This is a genomic window from Massilia varians (assembly GCF_027923905.1).
Lineage (GTDB): Bacteria > Pseudomonadota > Gammaproteobacteria > Burkholderiales > Burkholderiaceae_D > Telluria > Telluria varians_B.
The window spans coordinates 5,203,343-5,223,075 of sequence record NZ_AP026966.1 but is presented as its reverse complement, the minus strand read 5'-3'; the positions used below and the strand labels follow the sequence as shown (position 1 = coordinate 5,223,075).

At 66.2% G+C, this 19,733-nt stretch carries 15 protein-coding genes; 7 read left to right on the top strand and 8 right to left on the bottom strand.

What is annotated here, in order from left to right; translation table 11 throughout:
* Window positions 1-3: 3 nt before the first annotated feature.
* Together MasN3_RS23535 and pdxH are read right to left on the bottom strand one after the other, a co-directional pair.
* Window positions 4-1,215 (bottom strand): SAM-dependent methyltransferase, encoded by a 1,212-nt coding sequence (locus MasN3_RS23535; RefSeq protein ID WP_281910662.1) that lies wholly within the window; start codon window positions 1,213-1,215, stop codon window positions 4-6.
* A gap of 59 nt (window positions 1,216-1,274) precedes the next feature.
* Window positions 1,275-2,468 carry a pyridoxamine 5'-phosphate oxidase gene (gene pdxH / locus MasN3_RS23530; protein ID WP_281910661.1) on the bottom strand — a complete coding sequence of 398 codons (1,194 nt, stop codon included), beginning with the start codon at window positions 2,466-2,468 and terminating at the stop codon, window positions 1,275-1,277.
* Window positions 2,469-2,556: 88 nt separating this feature from the next.
* On the opposite strand from pdxH, the gene tcdA reads away from it, so the two are divergent.
* The 3 genes from tcdA to cysK are packed head-to-tail and all read left to right on the top strand — an operon-like array spanning window position 2,557 to window position 4,986.
* On the top strand, window positions 2,557-3,447 hold the full coding sequence (tcdA, locus tag MasN3_RS23525; protein ID WP_281910659.1) for a tRNA cyclic N6-threonylcarbamoyladenosine(37) synthase TcdA: 891 nt from the start codon (window positions 2,557-2,559) through the stop codon (window positions 3,445-3,447).
* Window positions 3,448-3,482: 35 nt separating this feature from the next.
* The gene (locus MasN3_RS23520) at window positions 3,483-4,022 is read left to right on the top strand and encodes an FKBP-type peptidyl-prolyl cis-trans isomerase (RefSeq protein WP_281910656.1); all 540 of its coding nucleotides are present in this window, start codon (window positions 3,483-3,485) and stop codon (window positions 4,020-4,022) included.
* A gap of 31 nt (window positions 4,023-4,053) precedes the next feature.
* The gene (gene cysK / locus MasN3_RS23515) at window positions 4,054-4,986 is read left to right on the top strand and encodes a cysteine synthase A (RefSeq protein WP_281910653.1); all 933 of its coding nucleotides are present in this window, start codon (window positions 4,054-4,056) and stop codon (window positions 4,984-4,986) included.
* A gap of 21 nt (window positions 4,987-5,007) precedes the next feature.
* Here the strand turns inward: cysK and MasN3_RS23510 are convergent, their stop codons facing one another.
* Together MasN3_RS23510 and MasN3_RS23505 are read right to left on the bottom strand one after the other, a co-directional pair.
* Complete coding sequence (locus tag MasN3_RS23510; RefSeq protein ID WP_281910650.1) at window positions 5,008-6,003, bottom strand: cation diffusion facilitator family transporter; 996 nt, start codon at window positions 6,001-6,003, stop codon at window positions 5,008-5,010.
* On the bottom strand, window positions 6,000-6,326 hold the full coding sequence (locus MasN3_RS23505; protein ID WP_281910648.1) for an ArsR/SmtB family transcription factor: 327 nt from the start codon (window positions 6,324-6,326) through the stop codon (window positions 6,000-6,002). Before MasN3_RS23505 ends, MasN3_RS23510 begins: the two co-directional genes overlap by 4 nt.
* A gap of 226 nt (window positions 6,327-6,552) precedes the next feature.
* Here MasN3_RS23505 and MasN3_RS23500 point away from each other — a divergent pair, with 226 nt between their 5' ends.
* Window positions 6,553-7,263, top strand: coding sequence for a DUF3304 domain-containing protein (locus MasN3_RS23500; RefSeq protein WP_281910646.1), 711 nt, complete (start codon window positions 6,553-6,555; stop codon window positions 7,261-7,263).
* A gap of 350 nt (window positions 7,264-7,613) precedes the next feature.
* Window positions 7,614-9,299 carry a phospholipase effector Tle1 domain-containing protein gene (locus MasN3_RS23495; RefSeq protein WP_281910644.1) on the top strand — a complete coding sequence of 562 codons (1,686 nt, stop codon included), beginning with the start codon at window positions 7,614-7,616 and terminating at the stop codon, window positions 9,297-9,299.
* Window positions 9,300-9,309: 10 nt separating this feature from the next.
* Here the strand turns inward: MasN3_RS23495 and MasN3_RS23490 are convergent, their stop codons facing one another.
* The 3 genes from MasN3_RS23490 to MasN3_RS23480 form a co-directional block, all read right to left on the bottom strand.
* A complete protein-coding gene (locus MasN3_RS23490; protein ID WP_281910642.1) occupies window positions 9,310-12,123 on the bottom strand; it encodes a M16 family metallopeptidase in 2,814 nt (937 codons plus the stop codon).
* 65 nt (window positions 12,124-12,188) lie between these two features.
* On the bottom strand, window positions 12,189-13,106 hold the full coding sequence (locus MasN3_RS23485; RefSeq protein WP_281910640.1) for a metallophosphoesterase family protein: 918 nt from the start codon (window positions 13,104-13,106) through the stop codon (window positions 12,189-12,191).
* A gap of 14 nt (window positions 13,107-13,120) precedes the next feature.
* Entirely contained in the window at window positions 13,121-13,603 is a 483-nt protein-coding gene (locus MasN3_RS23480) for a CinA family protein (protein ID WP_281910637.1), read from the bottom strand.
* Between the two features lie 435 nt (window positions 13,604-14,038).
* On the opposite strand from MasN3_RS23480, the gene MasN3_RS23475 reads away from it, so the two are divergent.
* Both MasN3_RS23475 and MasN3_RS23470 read left to right on the top strand, forming a co-directional pair.
* Window positions 14,039-16,066 carry an ATP-binding protein gene (locus MasN3_RS23475; RefSeq protein WP_281910636.1) on the top strand — a complete coding sequence of 676 codons (2,028 nt, stop codon included), beginning with the start codon at window positions 14,039-14,041 and terminating at the stop codon, window positions 16,064-16,066.
* Complete coding sequence (locus MasN3_RS23470; protein WP_281910635.1) at window positions 16,063-18,711, top strand: EAL domain-containing protein; 2,649 nt, start codon at window positions 16,063-16,065, stop codon at window positions 18,709-18,711. The genes MasN3_RS23475 and MasN3_RS23470 overlap by 4 nt, the downstream gene beginning before the upstream one ends.
* On the opposite strand, the gene thiL is transcribed toward MasN3_RS23470, so the two are convergent.
* Entirely contained in the window at window positions 18,708-19,670 is a 963-nt protein-coding gene (gene thiL, locus MasN3_RS23465) for a thiamine-phosphate kinase (RefSeq protein ID WP_281910634.1), read from the bottom strand. The two genes, MasN3_RS23470 and thiL, sit on opposite strands and share 4 nt — an antisense overlap.
* Between the last annotated feature and the right edge of the window lie 63 nt (window positions 19,671-19,733).

Here is a 19,733-nt window from a genome sequence, read left to right as displayed (position 1 = left end):
TATTCATGTGCCGAGGTACATATACCGCCGCGACCACGGCAGCTGCGCCACATCCCCATCCGCCTTTCCGCACACGATCTGGTACAGGCTAATCCTTCCGTGCGCGAAGGCATAAGCGCAGCCCGCCAGGTAGACGTGCCAGATGCGGAAGCGCTTCTCGTCGGTCAGCGTCCGGATGTGCTCGGCATTGCTTTCGAAATTGTCGGTCCAGATCGCGCAGGTCTGCGCATAGTGGCGCCGCAGGTTTTCCACGTCGCGCACCTCCAGCCCGCCTTCCTGCATCGTCCGCACCACCGTGGACAGGTGGGCCAGCTCGCCGTGAGGAAACACATACTGGTCGATGAAGTCGCCGCCGCCGTAGGGCGTGGCGCTGTTGTCGACATTGGCGGTCGTGATGCCGTGGTTCATGACCACGCCCCCCGGGGCCAGCAGCCGGTTCACGCGTGAAAAGTATTCCGGCAGGTGCCGCACGCCGACGTGCTCGAACATGCCGACACTGGTGATGCGCTCGAAACTGCCTTCGACGTCGCGGTAGTCCTGCAGGCGGATCTCGACCTGCCCCTGCAGTCCGGCCCGTTCGACCCGTTCGCGCGCGAGCCGGGCCTGGTTCTCGGACAGCGTGACGCCGACGCAGCGCGCACCGAAGGCCTGGGCCGCGCGCAGCACCAGCGCGCCCCAGCCGCAGCCGATGTCAAGGAGCAACTGGCCGGGCCGCAGGTCGATCTTGCGCAGGATGTGGTCGATTTTCTTTTGCTGCGCCGTCGCCAGGTCTTCGTTGCCGTTCTCGAAGTAGGCGCAGGAATACACCATGGCCGGATCGAGCCATGCCGCGTAGAAATCGTTGGAAACGTCGTAGTGGTAGCGGATCGCTTCGGCATCGCTCTCGCGCGTGTGCGGGACCGCGCGGCGCAGCATGTCGCCGATGCGGCTGCCTCCCTTGTCCAGGCTGGCCGCCAGGGCGTTGCCCACGTTGATGATGTCGGCCGCCCGTCCCTTGATGTCGATCGCTCCCTCGACGTAGGCGCGCCCCAGGTTGTACAGCGAGGGCGAGCGCAGGTAGCGCAGGGCGGAGCGGTCGGGGACGCGGATGGTTACCCGTGCTGGCTCGGAGGAAAACTCGAGTTGGCGGCCATCCCACAATTCCACCCGCAAGGGCAGGGACAGCTTGTCACGCAGGCCTGCATTCCAGGCCGACAATACCATTTGCTCGAACACGTTTCGCCTCCGGCATCAAGGGCCGGCGTGCCACGCATGGGACCTTGCGCTGTGGCGGCCTAGGGTTGCAAACGCAGGCGGATCCAGCTGCCGTCTTCCTGCCGCTCGTAGACGATGCGGTCATGGAAGCGGGAGCGGCGCCCCTGCCAGAATTCCAGGCGCTCGGGCACGAGGCGGAAACCGCCCCAGTTGCCTGGACGCGCAGGATCATCTCCAGCTTGCCGTGCCACGGCTTCGTAGTTCTGTTCCAGCTCAGCGCGGCTGCTGATCGGAGCGCTTTGATGGGAGGCGATGGCCGACAAACGGCTTTTCAGCGGCCGGCTGCGGAAATACCGGTCGCTTTCTTCGTTCGACGTGCGTTCTACACGTCCTTCGATGCGAACCTGACGTTCGAGTTCGCTCCAGAAGAACAACAAAGCCGCATATTGATTATCCTCTAACTCCTGGCCTTTGCGGCTGTCGTAGTTGGTGTACCAGGTGAAACCGCGTTCGTCGAACTGCTTCACCAGCACGATGCGCGAGCTCGGGCGGCCGTTCGCGGCCACCGTGGCCACCGACATGGCGTTCGGCTCGTTCACCTCGGCCTTCAGCGCCTGCTCGAACCATTGCGTGAACTGGAGCATCGGGTCGTCCATCACCTCGTCCTCGTTCAGGCTGGCCTGGCCGTAATCCTTGCGCAGGTCGGCGACGGCCTGGCCGATCGCCGGGCCTGGCGCCGCCGGGCCGATGCCGCGGCGCGCCTGCATCGCCTTGCCCAGCTGGGCCATCTGCTCCGGGCTGAACAGGCGCAGGGCCATCGGCGCCATCGTGCCTTCCTCGCGCTCCATGTGGGCAAGATAGCGCTGGCTGAAACGCTGCACCGCGCTGGCCGACAGCACCGGTGACTGGCCTTCGGCGATGGCGCTCAGCTGCTCGTGCAGGTCCTGCCAGAGCGCGTCCATGTCCTTGTGGTCCTGCAGGATCACCGGCGCCAGCGCCTGCAGGGTGGCGGCATCCTCGCCTTGCGCCACGGCGCGCAGCATCGGGATCAGGTCCTGTTCCTCGTCGTCGTGGTGCAGGTGGGCCGCCTTCTCGAAGTACTTGAGCACCGCCGCGGCGGCCTGGCGCGCCTGTTCGTCGGCGCCGAATTCCGGCAGGTGGGCGAGCAGCTTGTCGAGGGTCGCCAGCTGCTTGCGGATGCGGTCATGGCAATGCTTGAGGACGGCGATCGGCTGGTCGAAGTCGGGGGCGGTGTCGTGGAGGTGCAGGGTCATGGGCGTTTTGTTGACACACGAAAAAAATTTGATTGACTAGAAGCTATTTTAGTGCAGATGCGCAATCGAGGTCCGTTAAAATGGCGCGATGAACCTGACCGATACCTCTGCTCTCGCAGCTACCCTGGACGAAGAAGTCGACTTTGCGCGCCGCTTCGGCGGCATTGCGCGCCTCTATGGCGAGCGTGCCCTCGAACGCTTCCGCGCGGCGCACGTTTGCGTGATCGGCGTCGGTGGCGTCGGTTCCTGGATCGTCGAGGCGCTGGCCCGCAGCGCCGTCGGCCACCTGACCCTGATCGACCTCGACAACGTGGCCGAATCGAACATCAACCGCCAGCTCCAGGCGCTCAGCTCGACCATCGGCATGCCGAAGATCGAGGCGCTCAAGGAGCGCATCGCGCAGATCAATCCGTTTTGCAAGGTGACCCTGGTCGAGGACTTCATCGACCCGGAGAACATCGAGACGATGATTGCGGGTAAAGGCTTCGACTACGTGGTCGACGCCATCGACGGCGTCAAGTCGAAGGCGGCCCTGATCGCCTGGTGCAGCGCCAACAAACTGCCCCTGGTCGTGATCGGCGGCGCCGGCGGCCAGCTGGATCCGACCAAAATCGAAGTGCGCGACCTGGCCCGCACCGAGCAGGAACCGCTGCTGAAGAAAGTGCGCAAGATCCTGCGCGCCCAGTACGGTTTCGCCAAGGGAGAAAAGAACAAGTACCACATCGATGCCGTGTTCTCGATGGAACCGCTGCGCTATCCGGATGTGGGCGAGGCCTGTGCCATCGATGCAAACAGCGTTACCGGCCTGAACTGCGCCGGCTTCGGCTCGAGCATGGTGGTCACGGCCACCTTCGGCATGGTGGCGGCCGGCCACCTGCTGCGCAAGCTGGCCGATGCGGCGAACGCCGAGCCGGTGGATGCGCCCGAGCCTGTTGCTCAAGTGCAAACTGTGCAAGCGGAAGCGGCCTTGCTATCATAGGATCAGTTATTGCTCACTTTGATGGAAGAAACCCTATGATCCGTCGTACCGTATTTGCCGCGCTGGTGCTGGCCGCAGCAGGCGCCACCGCCCAGGACAGCGCCACCCAGCAGCAGGACGCGTCCAAGCCCACCACCCAGCCTGCGCCGGAACAGCAGAACGTCCCGCAGGCGACCCAGCCGCAGACGGTGCAGCCGCAGGCCGAAGCTGTCGTGCCGGCCGCGCCCACCCCGCAAGTCGAGATCATCGACCGCGTGGTCGGCAAGGGCAAGGAAGCCAGCGTCGGCAGCAAGGTGCAGGTCCACTACACCGGCTGGCTGCACAAGCCGCTCGCGCCCAAGCAGCGCGGCAAGAAGTTCGACTCCTCGCTCGACCGCGGCGACCCGCTCGAGTTCCAGCTCGGCGCCGGCATGGTCATCAAGGGCTGGGACCAGGGCGTGCAGGGCATGAAGGTGGGCGGCAAGCGCACCCTGATCATCCCGAGCGCGCTGGCCTACGGCAAGCGCGGCGCCGGCGGCATGATCCCCCCCGACGCCGACCTGATCTTCGACGTGGAACTGGTGAACGTGAAGTAAATACAACGCTAACGATTCTCGGGAGACTGGCATGCGCATTGCGAACGACGTTACTGAACTGATCGGCAACACCCCCCTCGTACGAATCCGCAGGCTGGCCCCGAACGGCGGCGCCGAGATCCTCGGCAAGCTGGAGTATCACAACCCGGCGCACAGCGTGAAGGACCGCATCGGCCTGGCCATGATCGAGGCCGCCGAGCGGGCCGGCATGATCAAGCCCGACACCGTCATCGTCGAACCCACCAGCGGCAACACCGGCATCGCGCTTGCGATGGTGTGCGCCGCGCGCGGCTACCGCTGCAAGCTGGTGATGCCCGAAACCATGAGCAACGAGCGGCGCATGCTGCTGCGCGCCTATGGCGCCGAGCTGGTGCTCACGCCCGGCAGCGAAGGCATGCTGGGCGCGATCCGCCGCGCCGAGGAACTGGTCGCGGCCGATCCGAACTGCTTCATGCCGCAGCAGTTCAACAATCCGGCCAACCCGGAAGTCCACCGCAACACCACCGCCGAGGAAATCTGGCGCGATACCGACGGCCGGGTCGACATCCTGGTGGCCGGCGTCGGCACCGGCGGCACCATCACCGGCGTGAGCGAAGTCATCAAGGCGCGCAAGCCCGGCTTCCAGGCCATCGCCGTGGAGCCGGAAGCCTCACCCATGCTGTCGAAAGGGACCAAGGGGCCGCACCCGATCCAGGGCATCGGCGCCGGCTTCGTGCCGGCGGTGCTCAATACTGGCGTCTACGACGAGGTGATCACCGTGAAGAACGAGGATGCCTTCGAGACCGCGCGCGCCGCCGCGCGCGAAGAGGGACTGCTGGTGGGGATTTCATCGGGCGCCGCCCTGTGGGCGGCGGTGCAGGTGGCGCAGCGGCCGGAGAACGCCGGGAAGCTGATCGTGACCATCATTCCCTCGTTCGGCGAGCGCTACCTGAGTACCGCGCTCTACGCCAACCTGGCCGGCTAGGACGCGCCGGCCCGGCTGCACTCAGTGCGCATGGGCATGGTCGTGATCGTGATCGTGATCGTGGCCATGCTGCGCTCCCAGCGCACAGCCATGATGGGTCGTCCCTTCTTCCACCTGCAGCGTGCAATGGTGGATCCCGAAGTCGCTGCCCAGCTTTGCCACCATCTCGTCGATCACCCGGTCGCCCGGGTAGCCGCCCGGCATTACCACGTGCGCCGTCAGCGCGTTCTCGGTCGTGCTGATCGCCCAGATGTGCAGGTCGTGCACTTCCTTCACGCCCGGCTGGCTGCACAGGAAGCCGCGCACCGCGCCCGCATCGATGCTGGGCGGCACCGCCGCCATCGACAGCAGCACCGATTCGCGCAGCAGCGACCAGGTGCCGATCACGATCACCACCACGATCGCCAGGCTCACCGCCGGGTCGACCCAGGTCCAGCCGGTGCCCATGATGAGCAGGCCCGAGATCACCACGCCCAGCGACAGCGCGGCATCGGCCGCCATGTGCAGGTAGGCGCCGCGCAAGTTCAGGTCGCTCTTGCTGCCGGCCATGAACAGCCAGGCCGAGAAGCCGTTGATCGCCACGCCGATCCCCGCGACGATCGACACCGTCATGCCTTGTACGGGCGCCGGCTCGCTGAAGCGCTGCACCGCCTCCAGGGCGATGGCGCCGCAGGCTACCATCAGCAGCAGGCCGTTGCCCAGCGCCGCCAGGATCGAGGAACCACGCAAACCATAGGTGTAGCGACCCGTCGGCGCGCGCTTGGCCAGCGCCGCCGCGCCCCAGGCCAGCACCAGGCCGAGCACGTCGGACAGGTTATGGCCGGCGTCCGCCATCAACGCGGTGGAGTGGGCGATGAAGCCGTAAGTGAATTCGATGGCCACGAACAGCGCGTTGAGGCCGATGGCCAGCGCAAAGGCACGCTCGTGCCCGGCCGGATCGGGCATGTGGTGATGGTGGTGGCCGAAACCGTGGTGGTGGCCATGATCGTGGTCGTGGTGGTCGTGGGTGGTGCTCATGCGTCCATTCCGGTGACTGGTTCGGCGATGTGTTCGAACATGTTGGCGAGCAGGCTGCTGATGTGGGCGTCGGCCGCCGAGTAGAAGACCTGCTTGCCCTGGCGCTCGGCCTTGACGATGCGGGCTGCGCGCAGCAGGCGCAGGTGGTGGCTGACCAGCGAACTGGACAAGTCGAGCGAGGCGGCGATGTCGCCCACCGCGGTGGGCTGCGCCAGGCAGGCCAGCACGATGCGCAGGCGGGTGGCGTCGCCCAGCAGGTGGAACAGGTCGGCCAGTTCCTCGACGGCCCCGGCCGCGTAACCGAATTCAGTGGATGTGTTCATAGTTAACATGTGAAGATTTGTTCACATGTTAGGCGAAATCGCGGCACCGGGCAAGCGCTCGTGGATCTGATGCGATTCCGCAATGATTGGATGGATGAGACCGGTATGTTGGCGGATGTGTTTCCTGATCGAATTTGCTCCTCTCCAACACGACCAAGTTTAACGACCAGATATGCAGCCAACGCCCCGATCCTGCCGACTGTGCGCAGTCCTGCTCGCGTTCCTAGTGATTCCGCCAGTGCTTTTCGCCTGTGACTGGTCAAAGACAGTCGATGTCAACCTTCATGGCGTTAATTACACCGTGGATACGTTCAGCTATTCGGTCAAGAATCCCAAGCTCAAGGGGCACGGCGCCGGTGGGGGCGAACTGATCGACCCTTTCGGGGCTGGAGGAACGACCTGCTGTGTGACGCTGCCGAAAACCTGGCGTCCGGGAATCCAACTCCAGGTCAATACGACGCACTGGGTAGACCGGGGACCGGAGAAGGAGCTTCTCGAGGTGAAGGAAACCCATTTTGTCGAGGTCACCGAGTATCCCGACGGCCAAGCTGGAGAATTGTGGGTGTTGCGTACTCCGGATGGGAAAGTCAGTGTGGTGTCGAGCGACCTGCAGCCCGATCACCCTGGGTGGCCGGGGGAAATCAAAGGGTGGCCGGTACCATCTCAACAATACCGTGAAGAGCGATGGAAAATCATTCTTCAATGGGAGCTGGATGGCCTGGATAACGCTCTTGTTCTGTTGGATGAGCTAGCAAGTGATCCTCAAAGCAGAGCTAAAAAGGCTTGGGAGCATGCTGAGCAATATGATCGCGAAAGTATTAAAGGCTTCTCCGGGCCGGAAGATCCTAACTACATTGTCCAGTTGAAAAAAAATTACGAAAAATCTTTCGAATATAGCCGAGGTCGAGTCATGCAAACTGTGGAGGCGAAACCATGAGCACGTTTCTCGCCCCACCTATCAGTGAAAATTTCTCATCGGCTGCCGATCCCGCAAAATTTTTTTCACGTGATCAGATAAATAGTATCCAGAGCATATACGGCAGTCGAGAGCGGCCGCCTATCGGGAGTCCACGTGAGTCGTGCAATACCAATCTCTTCTTTGGTTTTTTCTTCGACGGAACAAAAAACAACTACGAATAGGCCGAAACAACGAATAACCACTCGAACGTCGCCCGCCTCTACGACTGCTATCCCGGCCTGAGCGTACCAGGCGTACTGCCGCGGTCGACTGACTGGGCCAGCAACCTGCCGGCTTACAAGAATTTTTTCAGGGTGTATGTTCCCGGCGTGGCAACGCCATTTCCCCAGGTAGGCGATACAGGAAGCGGCTGGCAAGGCGTATCGGGCGCGGCGGCGGGAGGATTCGGTGATTTCCGAATAGTGTGGGCATTGATACAAGCAATAAACAATGTCCACAGATTCTTTTTACACAGCCCGCTTCTGTCGCCGGCAGAAACCAAGACATTGGTCAGAACCTTAACCATCAATAAGAAGGCGCGCGCCTTGCTGGACGGAAGGGGCGCCGAACTGGCGCGTATCTCCGAATCCGAAAAGCGCGTCGTAAGCAGATTCGAAGAACTGCTGCTGAGATTGCACGGCGCCGTCTCGCAGCATTGGCCAGACAAGAAAACTGGCAGGCCGGCCAAGATCGACCCCGGCATCGTCAAGACCATCTATATTTCAGTGTTTGGGTTTTCGCGCGGCGCTACGGAAGCGCGCGTGTTCCTGAACTGGCTGCAGTCCCTCTGCAGGCTCGATGCCAGGCTGAGAGGAAAGACGGGCGAAATGTCCTTGGGCGGGTTTCCGGTGCAGGTCGATTTCCTGGGTTTGTACGATACCGTCGCCTCCGTCGGAGCGGCAAACTCATTCGGCTTCTTCGACGGGCATGGTTTCTGGGCCGACGCCGAAGACAGCATGCGCGTACCACCGGGTATTAATTGCTTGCACCTCATTGCTGCACATGAATTGCGGCGTAGCTTCCCTGTCGACTCCATCTCGGTCAAGGGTGTCCTTGCCCCGGGATGCACCGAGATCGTCGTCCCCGGTGTGCATGCGGACGTCGGCTGTGGTTATTGTCCCGGCGAACAGGGGCGCGGCATCGATTCGAAAGGCGCCGACATGCTGACGAGGATTCCGCTCCTGATGATGTACAAGGCCGCGCGCCTCAACGGTGTCCCCTTGAAACTGGAGCTGGCAAGTCCGGTTGCCAAAGAAAGGTTCGCGCTGAAGCCCGAGGCAATCCTGGCGTTCAACGCCTACATCGCCACTTGCACGGAAAAGCAGGGACCGCTCCACCGCATCATGCGCGAGCAGGCGCGCAAGCAAATGGAATGGCGCTTTGCCCGGCGCGTTTCAGGACCAACTCCACTGAACCGAAGCCCGAGCTTTCTGCGGGCGTCCATGTTCGACCAAAATGACCTGCACAGCGCAGCGCGCGAATTCGAGGATGAGATCAACGCATTCTTGTCCTGGCTGAGGGAAAAGGGCAATCGATTCCAGGCATCTACTCAGACAGCGGGGTTCGGTAACAGCCATGCATCCGAGTGGGAGGAAATTGCAACATGGTGGAGCAAGGAGAAAGTCGCGCATCCGGCCGTGCTGGATTTTTTCGACAACTATGTCCATGACTCCCGCGCCTGGTTCAAACTGATACCGGGCAACCCGGATAACGAGAAAGACATGCGCGATACACTCGACGCCTGGATCAGGACCCGCAAGGCGGTTGCCAGCCACAACCAGGTTCGATCGAGGATGCACGGACGGGGCAGTTCTCTCTATCGGATGCGGGCGCAAGACGGGCTGAACGAAGACCAGCGCCGCGCAGCCGAGGAGTACCAGAAGAGCGGAACGATTCCACGCATGACCACAGAAGGGCGGGAACCCTGGGGTTCCGCCACGGATATGATCGCCTGCGCCGGCTACCTGAGATACCGGAAAGTCTATGCAGGCTCGGATGCCGACCTGATCTCCTGATCACACCCGCTCAGTCCGCGCGGCGCGGCAGCTGCCCATCGCTGTCGCGCACCTCCACCGCCCCCAGCCCGAGCGGCTGCAACTGCGGCAGGATGCGCTTGCGGTCGCCCACCGCCACCACCGTCATCTTGTCCGGCGCCAGGTACTTGCGCGCCGCGGCCTGCACCTGGGCCGCCGTGACGCCGGCGATCTGGCCGGGCAGGCGCGCGTAGTAGTCGAGCGGCAGGTCGTGGATGAACAGGTCGGCCATGCTGGCGCCAATGTCGGCATTGGTCTCGAAGGCGCCCGGCAGCGACAGCACCTGGGCGTCGCGGGCGGTGTCGAGTTCGGCGGCCGGCAGCGGGGCGTCGCGCATCGCGTTCACCTCGTTGAAGATCTCGCGTACTGAGGCACCGGTGGCGTCGGCCCGCACGCTGCTGGCGATGACGAAGGGCCCCGGCGTGCGGTCGAAGCGGAACCAGGACGAGATGCCGTAGGTGTAGCCCTTGGTCTCGCGCAGCTTGTCGTTGAGGCGGCTGGAGAACATGCCCCCCAAGGCAGCGTTGAGCACCTGCAGCGCCGGGAAGTCCGAGGTGGAGCGCGCCACCCCGATGCCGGTGACGCGCAGCGCGGTCTGGACCGCGCCGGGCTGGTCGACCAGCACCAGGCGCGCGCGCGTGCCGGCGGGCTCGCCCGGTTCGCCGTCGGGAACCTCGGCACGCGCCCAGGCCGCGAAGCGCGCTTCTACCAGCGCCTTCAGTTCGCCGCGCGCGATGTCGCCCGATACCACCAGCGCCGCGTTCCCGGGCACGTAGTGGCGGCGCCAGAAGTCCACCAGGTCGTCGCGCGTGACCGCGCGGATCGCCGGTTCGGTGCCGAGCTGGCCATAGCCCTTCGGATGCTCGCTGCCGTACAAGGCGCCGGCCGCGGCCACCGCTGCCACGGATTCGGGATCGTCGCGCTGCTGGATCAGTTCCCCGAGCCGGTCGGCGCGCTGGCGCTCGACTTCCGCGTTGGGGAAAGCCGGATGCAGCACGATGTCGGCCATGATGTCGAGCGCGGGCGCGAAGTTCGCGCGCAGCGACAGCAGCGAGACCATGGAGGCATCGATGCCGGTGCCGGTGTCGAGGAAGGCGCCGAGCTGCGCGATCTCGTCGGCGATCTGCGGCGCGCTGCAGGTGGTCGTGCCTTCTTCCAGCATCTGCGCCGTGAAGCCGGCCAGGCCCGGCACGCCGGCGGGATTGTCGGCGCTGCCGCTGCGCACCACCAGTTGGGCCGCGACCAGGGGAATGCCCGGCTTGTAGTGATGGATCACGGTGAGGCCGTTCGCCAGTTTGAAGGACTCGCCCTGCGGCAGCGTGAAGCGCGGCGCCGGCCCGGCCTTCGGCTGCTGCGCGCGCCACGGTTCGGGCGTGTTGACCGCTTCGTGCGCGGCGGCCGCGGCGGGCTTGGCGGCCTTGCCCTGCTTCGGCACGCGCGGGTCGTCGATGACCGGCTTGCCTGGTACGCCGGTGACCACCGCGCGCGCCTGCTGGCGCAGGTAGGCGCGCACGGCGCGCTGCACGTCGGCGGGCGTGATGCTGCGCAGCTGCGCCACGTCCTTGGCCAGGTAGCCCGGGTCGCCGGTGTACTGGTTGTAGTGGTTGAGCTGGTCCGCCAGCCCGTCGCCGCCCAGCTTTTCGATGGTGCTCAGGAGCGCGGTCTCGAGGCTGTTGCGGGCGCGCTCGACTTCGCGTTGCGAGGGGCCGTGATCGCGCAGCTGGGCCAGCTCGGCGTCGATCGCCGCTTCCAGCGCGCGCGCCTCGACCCCGGGGCGCGCGGTGACGTCGATGACGAAGGTCGAGACCAGACCCTGGGAGTTCTGGCTGGCGTCCACGTCCTGGGCGATCTGGCGTTCGTACACCAGTTTCTTGTACAGCCGGCTCGACTTGCCGCCGCCCAGGATCTCGGCCGCCACCGCCAGCTCGGCGTCGCCCGCCTGGTAGGCGGGCGGCGTGAGCCAGCCCATGAAGATGCGCGGCAGCTCCACGCGGTCGCGCACGAGCACGCGGCGCTCGCTGGTGATCGGCGGGGTGGTCACGCTGGGGCGCGCCACCGGCGGGCTGCGCTTGAAACTGCCGAAGTAGCGCTCCACCAGGGCGCGCGTCTTCGCCTTGTCGATGTCGCCGGCGATCACGATGCTGGCGTTGTTCGGCCCGTAGTAGCGCTGGAAGAACTGGCGCACGTCGTCCAGCTTGGCGTTCTGGATGTCGGCGTGCGAGCCGATGATCGAGGCGTAATACGGATGGCCCTTCGGGAACAGCGCATGCGCCAGCGCTTCCTGCACCAGGCCGTAGGGCTCGTCCTCGACGGTCTCGCGGCGCTCGTTGCGCACCACGTCCTGCTGGTTGCTGAGCGCCTTCTGGTCGAGCACGTCGAGCAGGTAGCCCATGCGGTCGGCGTGCACCCACAAGGCCAGCTCCAGCTGGTTGGAGGGCACGGTGTCGTAGTAGCTGGTCTGGTCGTAGCCGGTGCCGCCGTTGCTGTCGGTGGCGCCGGCGCCTTCCAGCAGGCGGTCGGCCATGCCGCGCGGGATGTGGCGCGTCTGCGCGAACATCATGTGCTCGAACAGGTGGGCGAAGCCGGTCAGGCCGGGCGCTTCGTTGGCCGGGCCGACGTGGTACCAGATGTTGACCGCCACGATCGGCAGGCGCCGGTCTTCGACCAGGATCACTTGCAGGCCGTTCGACAGGGTGGTTTTTTCGAAGGCGACGGTGGGCAGGAGCGGCGGCGCAGACTGGGCGCCAGTGGGTGGAGCGAACGTGGTCATCATCAGTATCAAGGCGAGCAACCGGCAGTATCTCATGGGGAGCTCCTTCTGTCGCCCTCGGCGGCAACGCAGTGATGACTCAGTGATAACTCAGTGATGGCTCAATGACATCGGCCGCGTCCGCGGTCGGGCGTGGCGCCGGCCGGCACGCGTGCCGGATCGGCCGGCAGGAAGCGCCAGGTGTAGGCGCCGTCCAGCAGGCGCAGCTCCAGTACGCCGTCGTAGCTGGCTTCGCGCACCTCGCTGTTGGGCGTGAACTGCAGGAAGGGCGTGGCATAGGCGCCGCCGGTGCCGACCACGAACTGGCGCACGCCCCTGGCCCGGTCGAGCCGGCCGTCGGCATCCTGCGGCGCGAAGCGTTCGTAGTCGTGGTCGTGGCCCGACAGGACCAGCTCGGCGCCGGCCGCATGCAGCAGCGCGAAGGCGTCGCGCATGCGTCCGCGTTCGCCGATGTGGCCGCCCGAGGTGTACAGCGGGTGATGCCAGAAGGCGAGGGTGCAGGCGGCCTGCTCGCGTGCCAGCGTGTCGCGCAGCCAGCCGATCTGTTCGGTGTGCGCCGCGCCGTCCAGGTTGCTGTCCAGCGACAGCACCAGCCAGCTGCCCAGCCGCAGGCTGTACCAGCTTTTTCCTTGCGGTCTGGCCCGCGCCCCGAAATAGGCGAAGTAGGGCGCGGCGCCGGGCGTCGCGTATTCGTGGTTGCCGGGCGTGGGCCAGGTGCGCTCGCGGAAGCTTCCCCAGGTCGGGTGGTAGCAGTGTTCGAACTCGGCGGCCCTGCCGTAGGGATAGGTGTGGTCGCCCAGCGTCAGCACGGCGGCACGGGGATTGGCGCGCAGCAGCGGTTCCACCAGCCTGGCGGTGGCGGCGGCGCCGGACCAGCGCGGGTCGGGGTGCTTGCAGCGCGCGATGTCGCCCGCCGCATACACGGTGTACGCGGCAGGATCGGGAAGGTCTTTGGCGCAGCCCGGCCCGGCGGCTGCGAGCAGCGCCAGGCCGCCCAGCAGGCGCGCCATTGCGGTCATCGAGGCTGGCCTGCCTACTCGATGAAGCGCAGCAGGCCGTGCAGCGCATGCGCCACGGTCTGCTCGCGCACCGCCTTGCGGTCGCCCTGGAATACCAGGCGCTCGGTGTAGGTGGTGTCGCCGCGCGACCAGCCGAAACAGACCGTGCCCACCGGCTTGCCCGGCACCGCGCCGGTCGGCCCGGCGATGCCGGTGGTCGACACCGCGACGTCGGCGGTGCTGTTGGACAGCGCGCCCTCGGCCATCTTGCCGGCCACTTCTTCGCTGACCGAGCCGAATTGCGCGATCAGCGCGGCCGGCACGTCCAACAGCTCGGTCTTGGAATTGTTGGAATAGGTGACGAAGCCGCAGTCGAACCAGCCGGTGGAGCCCGGAATTTCGGTGATTGCCTGGGATACGCCGCCCCCGGTGCAGGATTCGGCGGTGGCCAGCACCAGGCGCTTGGCCTCGAGCGCCTGGCCAACTTTTGTAGCAAGATCTAGGATATCGTTCGTCACGTGAAGCTCCTTTGAATGCGGTCGACCTTCCGGTCAATCGATGAGCAGGCCGAGGCCGAAGTGGCGCACGCGGGTGGCGCACGGTTTCATTCTAGCGCGGTCCGTGCCGCACTGACACAGAAAGCGTGCACTTCAGGCTTCGCGCCCGTTTTACCCGCCATGCATATGTATAAATAGTGAAAAGTTCTGTGCGACATGACACGAAGCCGTCGGCTATGCTGTTTGCGCCGCCGCGTCCGGCTAATGGCGCCTGTATTCACAATCTTGTTTGACGTAGGACCCTTGGATGCCGCTCGAATCACTTGCGCGTGACCGGATGGGACCGGCGCAAGCCTGCGGCATGCCTGCCGCGGCGCTGCCTGCCTCCCGGCCGATGGACCGGCATTGCCGCGCCGGCGGCGTGCGCATGCCTGTCGGACTTGCGCCGGAGGCCGCATGACCCACCGCCGTTCCATCCGCAGCAAGCTGGTGCGGGCGGTGATGACCACCACGCTGGTCGCCTTGCTGGTGTCGGTGGCGATCATCATCTTCTACGACCTGCGCAGCTACCACCGCAGCCTGCTGAACGACCTCGCCACCCAGGCGGAACTGGTCGGCCACATGAGCTCGGCCGCGCTGAGCTTCGACGATCCGCGCCTGGCCAAGGAAAACCTGGCGCTGCTGCGCACCCGCCCCGACGTGCGCGCCGCTGCCATCTACGACGGCGACGGCAAGCTGTTCGCTTCCTACCAGGCCGCCGGCGAGACGCGCGCTCTGCCTGCGCAGCTGTCCGCGCCCCTGCCCACCGCCTCCGCCAGCGACCGCGACAACCTGGTCGTCCACCACCGCATCGTCGAGGATGGCGAGGCGCTCGGCACCGTGTACCTGCGAGCCGAGAACCAGCTGCTGGCGCGCACGGTCGACTACCTCAGCATCGCCGCGGGCGTGACCTTGCTGGCGATGTGCGTGGCCTACCTTCTGATGCGCCGCATGGGCCGGGTGGTGACGGCCCCGATCGTGGCCATCACCGAGATCGCGCGCGACGTCGTCGCCACCCGCGACTATTCGCGCCGCGCGCCGCGCATCAGCAACGACGAGGCCGGGGAGCTGGTCGATTCCTTCAACGCCATGCTGACCGAGATCGAAGGGCGCACGCGCGAGCTGGAGACCTCGAGCAGCGAAATCGCGCGCGAGGCCGCGGAACGCTCGCGCGCGCAGCAGGAAGTCATGCGTCTCAACGAGCAGCTGGAACAGCGCGTGGACGAGCGCACCCTGCAGCTGGCGCTGGCCAACGCCGAGCTGGCCAATGCGATCGAAGAGGCGCGCAGCGCCAACCAGGCCAAGTCGGCGTTTCTCTCGTCGATGAGCCACGAGCTGCGCACGCCGCTCAACGCGATCCTCGGCTTCGCCCAGATCCTGACATCAAGCACGCTGCCCTCGACCCTCGAGCAGAAGAAGGAGTTCGCCAACCACATCCTGAAGAGCGGCCGCCACCTGCTCACCCTGATCAACGAGATCCTCGACCTGGCCAAGGTCGAGTCGGGCACGGTGACGCTGTCGATGGAACCGGTGGCGCTCTCCGACACGCTGCTGGAAACCCGCGCCATGGTCGAGCCGATCGCGGCAAGCCGCGGCGTGCGCGTGCTGTTTCCCGACACCCCGGGTGCGGTGGTGCTGGCCGACCGCACCCGCCTGAAACAGGTCCTGCTCAACCTGCTCTCGAACGCCGTGAAGTACAACCGCGAGGCCGGCGCGGTGGTGGTCGCCTGCGAACAGGTGGCGCCGGCCCGGCTGCGCCTGTCGGTGCAGGACACCGGCGCCGGCCTCGATGCCGAGCAGGTGGCGAGCCTGTTCCAGCCCTTCAACCGGCTCGGCCAGGAAGGCGGCAGCCAGGAAGGCACCGGCATCGGCCTGGTGGTCACCAAGCGCCTGGTCGAGCTGATGGGCGGCGAGATCGGCGTGTCCAGCAGCCCCGGCATGGGCAGCGTGTTCTGGATCGAGCTGGCCACCACCGCGCCGCTGGCGGCGCAGGCGGAAGGCGCGCCCGGCGCGGCGCAGGAAGTCCATACCGTGCCGGACGAAGGAGAACCGCAGCTGATCCTGTACGTCGAGGACAATCCCGCCAACCTGCGCCTGGTCGAAGAGATCGTGCGCTTCCGTGCCGATCTGCGCCTGCTGTCGGCGCACGACGGCCATGTCGGCCTGTCGCTGGCGCGCGCGCACCAGCCCGCGCTCATCCTGATGGACCTGAACCTGCCGGGCATGAGCGGCATCGAGGTGCTCAGGCAGCTGCGCGCCGACCCGCTCACCGCCGTCATCCCGGTCATCGCCCTGACCGCCAACGCCATGCAGCGCGACATCGAGCGCGGCCTGGCCGCGGGCTTTGACCGCTACCTGACCAAACCGATCGACATCGACAAGTTCACCGATGCGATCAACAGTACGCTGGCGAAAGCGGAGCCAGCCGAAAGGAAGGCCGAATGATTTCACTGTCCGACATCCGCCGCGCGCGCATCCTCGTCGTGGACGACGAACCCGTCAACATCCAGCTGCTCGAATACCTGCTCAAGACGACCGGGTACGAGAACGTCTCGTCCACGTACGACCCGCGCCAGGTGGTGTCGCTGCACCTGAAGCATCGCTTCGACCTGATCATCCTCGACCTGCACATGCCGGGCATGGACGGCTTCGACGTGATGGAGGCGCTCAAGCCGCTCGAGAGCGATTCCTGGCTGCCGGTGCTGGTGGTGACGGCCGAGCCGGACAAGAAGCTGGCAGCGCTGGAAGCCGGCGCGCGCGACTTCATCGGCAAGCCCTTCGACACCGTGGAGGTGATGACGCGCATCCGCAACCTGCTGGAGGTGCGCCTGCTGCACCGCGAGTCGCAGGACTACGGCGTGCAGCTGGAACGCGAGGTGCGCGAGCGCACCGCCGAGCTGGCGCGCTTCCGCGGCGCGATGGACGCGACCCCCGATGCGATCTTCCTGATCGACACCGCCTCGATGGCGATGGTCGACGTCTCGGACGGCGCCTGCCGCATGCTCGGCTTCTCGCGCGAGGCGCTGCTGCGCATCGACCCGGTGGCCCTGGGCCTGGGCACGCGCCAGCTGCTCGAGCGCCATCTGGCGGCCGATGCGCGGGCCCATGGCGGCGCGCCCACCGCCGCGCCCGGCGCCGGCGGCGAGGAAGGCACGCCGGATTTCGGCGCGCTGCCGGGCGACATCGTCGAGGCCGAACTGCTGCGCGCGGGCGGGCAGGGCGCGGTGCCGGTGGAGATCAGCTGGAAGCTGCAGGACCTGGGCAAGAGCCGCATGCTGATCGCGGTAGCGCGCGACATCAGCGAGCGCCTGCATGCCCAGGAACGCCTGCGCCACATGGCCAGCTACGATGCGCTCACCGGCCTGCCGAACCGCACCCTGTTCTTCCAGAACCTGCGCGACGCGATCGAGCTGGCGCGCGACAAGAACTGGCGCGTGGCGGTGCTGTGCATCACGCTCGACCGCTTCAAGATCATCAACGACTCGCTCGGCACCTCGCTCGGCGACGAATTGCTGCGCCAGTTCAGCACGCGCCTGGTGCGGGTGGTGCGCCTGCGCGACACCGCCGGGCGCCTGGGCGGCGACGAGTTCGCCCTGATCCTGACCATGACGCGCGACCAGCAGGAAGCGGTGAACGTCGCCAACGAGATCCGCGAATCGCTGCGCGCCCCCTTCGACCTGCACGGCCAGCAGGCCGCCCTGACGGCCAGCATCGGCATCGCCATGTACCCGGAAGACTCGACCGAGCCGGGCACCCTGGTCAAGTATGCCGACACCGCCATGGTGCGCGCCAAGGAAGCCGGACGCGACGGCTACCGCTTCTTCACCGCCGGGATGAACGTGCAGGTGCTGGCGCGCCTGGACCTGGAACTGGCGCTGCGCAGCGCGCTCGAGGGCAACCAGTTCGTGCTGTACTACCAGCCCAAGCTGGAACTGAACACTGGTCGCATCTCGGGCGTGGAAGCGCTGCTGCGCTGGAATCGCCCCGGCTTCGGCCTGGTCTACCCGGCCGAGTTCGTGCCGCTGATGGAGGAAACCGGGCTGGTGGTGCGGATCGGCGAATGGATCGTCGACGAGGCCTGCCGCCAGATCGCGGCCTGGAACGCCGGCGGGGTGCGCGACGTGCGGGTGGCCGTGAACGTGTCGAGCCGCCAGTTCGTCGAAGGCGACCTGGAAGGCGTGATCCGCGCGGCGCTGGAGCGCCACGGGGTCGAGCCCGGCCTGCTGGAGCTGGAACTGACGGAAAGCGCGCTGATGTCGAATGCCGAGCACACCATCGCGGTGCTGGGACGGCTGAAGGAGCTCGGCATCCGCATTGCGATCGACGACTTCGGCACCGGCTATTCCTCGCTCGCCTACCTCAAGCGCTTCCCGATCGACAAGCTGAAGATCGACATCGCCTTCGTGCGCGACATCGTGACCAACCCGGACGACGCGGCGATCGCGCTGGCCATCATCAGCATGGCGCACAGCCTGCACATGCAGGTGATCGCCGAAGGCGTGGAGACGCGCGCGCAGATGGCGTATTTGCGGCGCAACCGCTGCGACGAGATCCAGGGCTTCCATTTTTCGCGCGGGCTGCCGGCCGACGAGCTGGCGCGCCTGGTGGAAGACAACCGGGCCCGGCCCGACCAGCCGCCGGCCCAGGACGACAAGGTGCAGACCCTGCTCATCGTGGACGACGACGTCAACGTGCTGACCGCGCTGCACCGCCTGTTCAGGCGCGACAACTACCGGGTGCTGACGGCCTCGTCACCGGCCGAGGGCTTCGAATTGCTGGCGCTGTACCGGGTGCAGGTGATCCTGTGCGACCAGCGCATGCCGGTCATGAGCGGCACCGAATTCCTCAGCAAGGTCAAGGAGATGTATCCGGAGACCATCCGCATCATCCTGTCGGGCTATACCGGCGTGGAGACGGTGCTCGATTCGATCAACCGCGGGGCCATCTACCGCTTCTACACCAAGCCCTGGCACGACCTGCAGCTGCGCGAGAACATCCGGCTGGCGTTCCGGCACTACTGGCTGACCTACGGGCCGTACGACGACCGCAAGGTGCCGCGCGAAGACGGGGAAAAAACGGGCACCGGCTAGCTGAAGTGGTCCCAGCCGCTCAGTGCCAGGTCGAGCGGCGCGCCATCCGCGCTGACGAAGCGCAGGCCCGGCTCGGCCTCGATCCGTCCCACCCGCGTCACCGCCGTCCCGCTTTGCCGTCCGGCTGCCAGCACCGCTTCCCGGTTCGCTGCCGGCGCCGTGAAGCACAGCTCGTAATCGTCGCCGCCCGCGAGCGTGAAGCGGCGCTGCAGTTCCAGCGATTGCCGCGCCAGCACCGGCCCGGCCGGCAGCGCGTCCACCTCCAGCGTCGCGCCGACCTGCGAGGCCGCCAGGATGTGCCCGAGGTCTCCCACCAGGCCGTCCGAGATATCGAGGGCCGCATGCGCCACCGGCTGCGCCGCCAGCGCCAGCCCCAGGGCCACGCGCGGCGCCGGCATGTGCATGCGCCAGGCCGCCTGCGCATGGTCTTCGTCGGGCAGCGCCGTTTCCGCCAGGTAGCCGGCCAGGGCCAGGCGCGCGTCGCCCAGCGTGCCCGAGATCCAGATATCGTCGCCGACGCGCGCCGCGTCGCGCCGCAGCGCATGTCCGGGGGCCAGCTCGCCGAACACCGTGATGCAGATGTTCAGCGGCCCCTTGGTGGTATCGCCGCCGACCAGCTCGCAGCCGTGTTCGTCGGCCAGCGCAAACAGCCCGCGCGAGAAACCCGCCAGCCAGTGCGGGTCGGCGGCGGGCAGCGCGAGCGCCAGCGTGAAGCCGAGCGGGCGCGCGCCCATCGCCGCCAGGTCCGACAGGTTCACCGCCAGGCTCTTGTGGCCCAGCATGACGGGATCGGCGCCGGCGAAGAAATGCCGGTCCTCGACCAGCATGTCACTCGAGATCGCCAGCTGCATGCCGGGGGACGGCGTGAGCAGGGCACAGTCGTCGCCGATGCCCAGGTCGGCCCGGCCAGGGCGGTCGCGCTTGAAGAATTGTTTGATGAGGTTGAATTCGGAAAGCATGCCGGCATTGTAAACGCCCTGTTTAATCAGAAGCTGAGCTAATGGCGGAGCTTAATTTATTGG

Coding starts and splice junctions, on each gene's coding strand:
- tcdA (WP_281910659.1), top strand. CDS start 2,557: ATGAACCTGACCGATACCTCTGCTCTCGCAGCTACCCTGGACGAAGAA.
- MasN3_RS23470 (WP_281910635.1), top strand. CDS start 16,063: ATGATTTCACTGTCCGACATCCGCCGCGCGCGCATCCTCGTCGTGGAC.
- MasN3_RS23485 (WP_281910640.1), bottom strand. CDS start 13,106: ATGACCGCAATGGCGCGCCTGCTGGGCGGCCTGGCGCTGCTCGCAGCC.
- MasN3_RS23510 (WP_281910650.1), bottom strand. CDS start 6,003: ATGAGCACCACCCACGACCACCACGACCACGATCATGGCCACCACCAC.
- cysK (WP_281910653.1), top strand. CDS start 4,054: ATGCGCATTGCGAACGACGTTACTGAACTGATCGGCAACACCCCCCTC.
- MasN3_RS23475 (WP_281910636.1), top strand. CDS start 14,039: ATGACCCACCGCCGTTCCATCCGCAGCAAGCTGGTGCGGGCGGTGATG.
- thiL (WP_281910634.1), bottom strand. CDS start 19,670: ATGCTTTCCGAATTCAACCTCATCAAACAATTCTTCAAGCGCGACCGC.
- MasN3_RS23490 (WP_281910642.1), bottom strand. CDS start 12,123: ATGAGATACTGCCGGTTGCTCGCCTTGATACTGATGATGACCACGTTC.
- MasN3_RS23520 (WP_281910656.1), top strand. CDS start 3,483: ATGATCCGTCGTACCGTATTTGCCGCGCTGGTGCTGGCCGCAGCAGGC.
- MasN3_RS23505 (WP_281910648.1), bottom strand. CDS start 6,326: ATGAACACATCCACTGAATTCGGTTACGCGGCCGGGGCCGTCGAGGAA.
- pdxH (WP_281910661.1), bottom strand. CDS start 2,468: ATGACCCTGCACCTCCACGACACCGCCCCCGACTTCGACCAGCCGATC.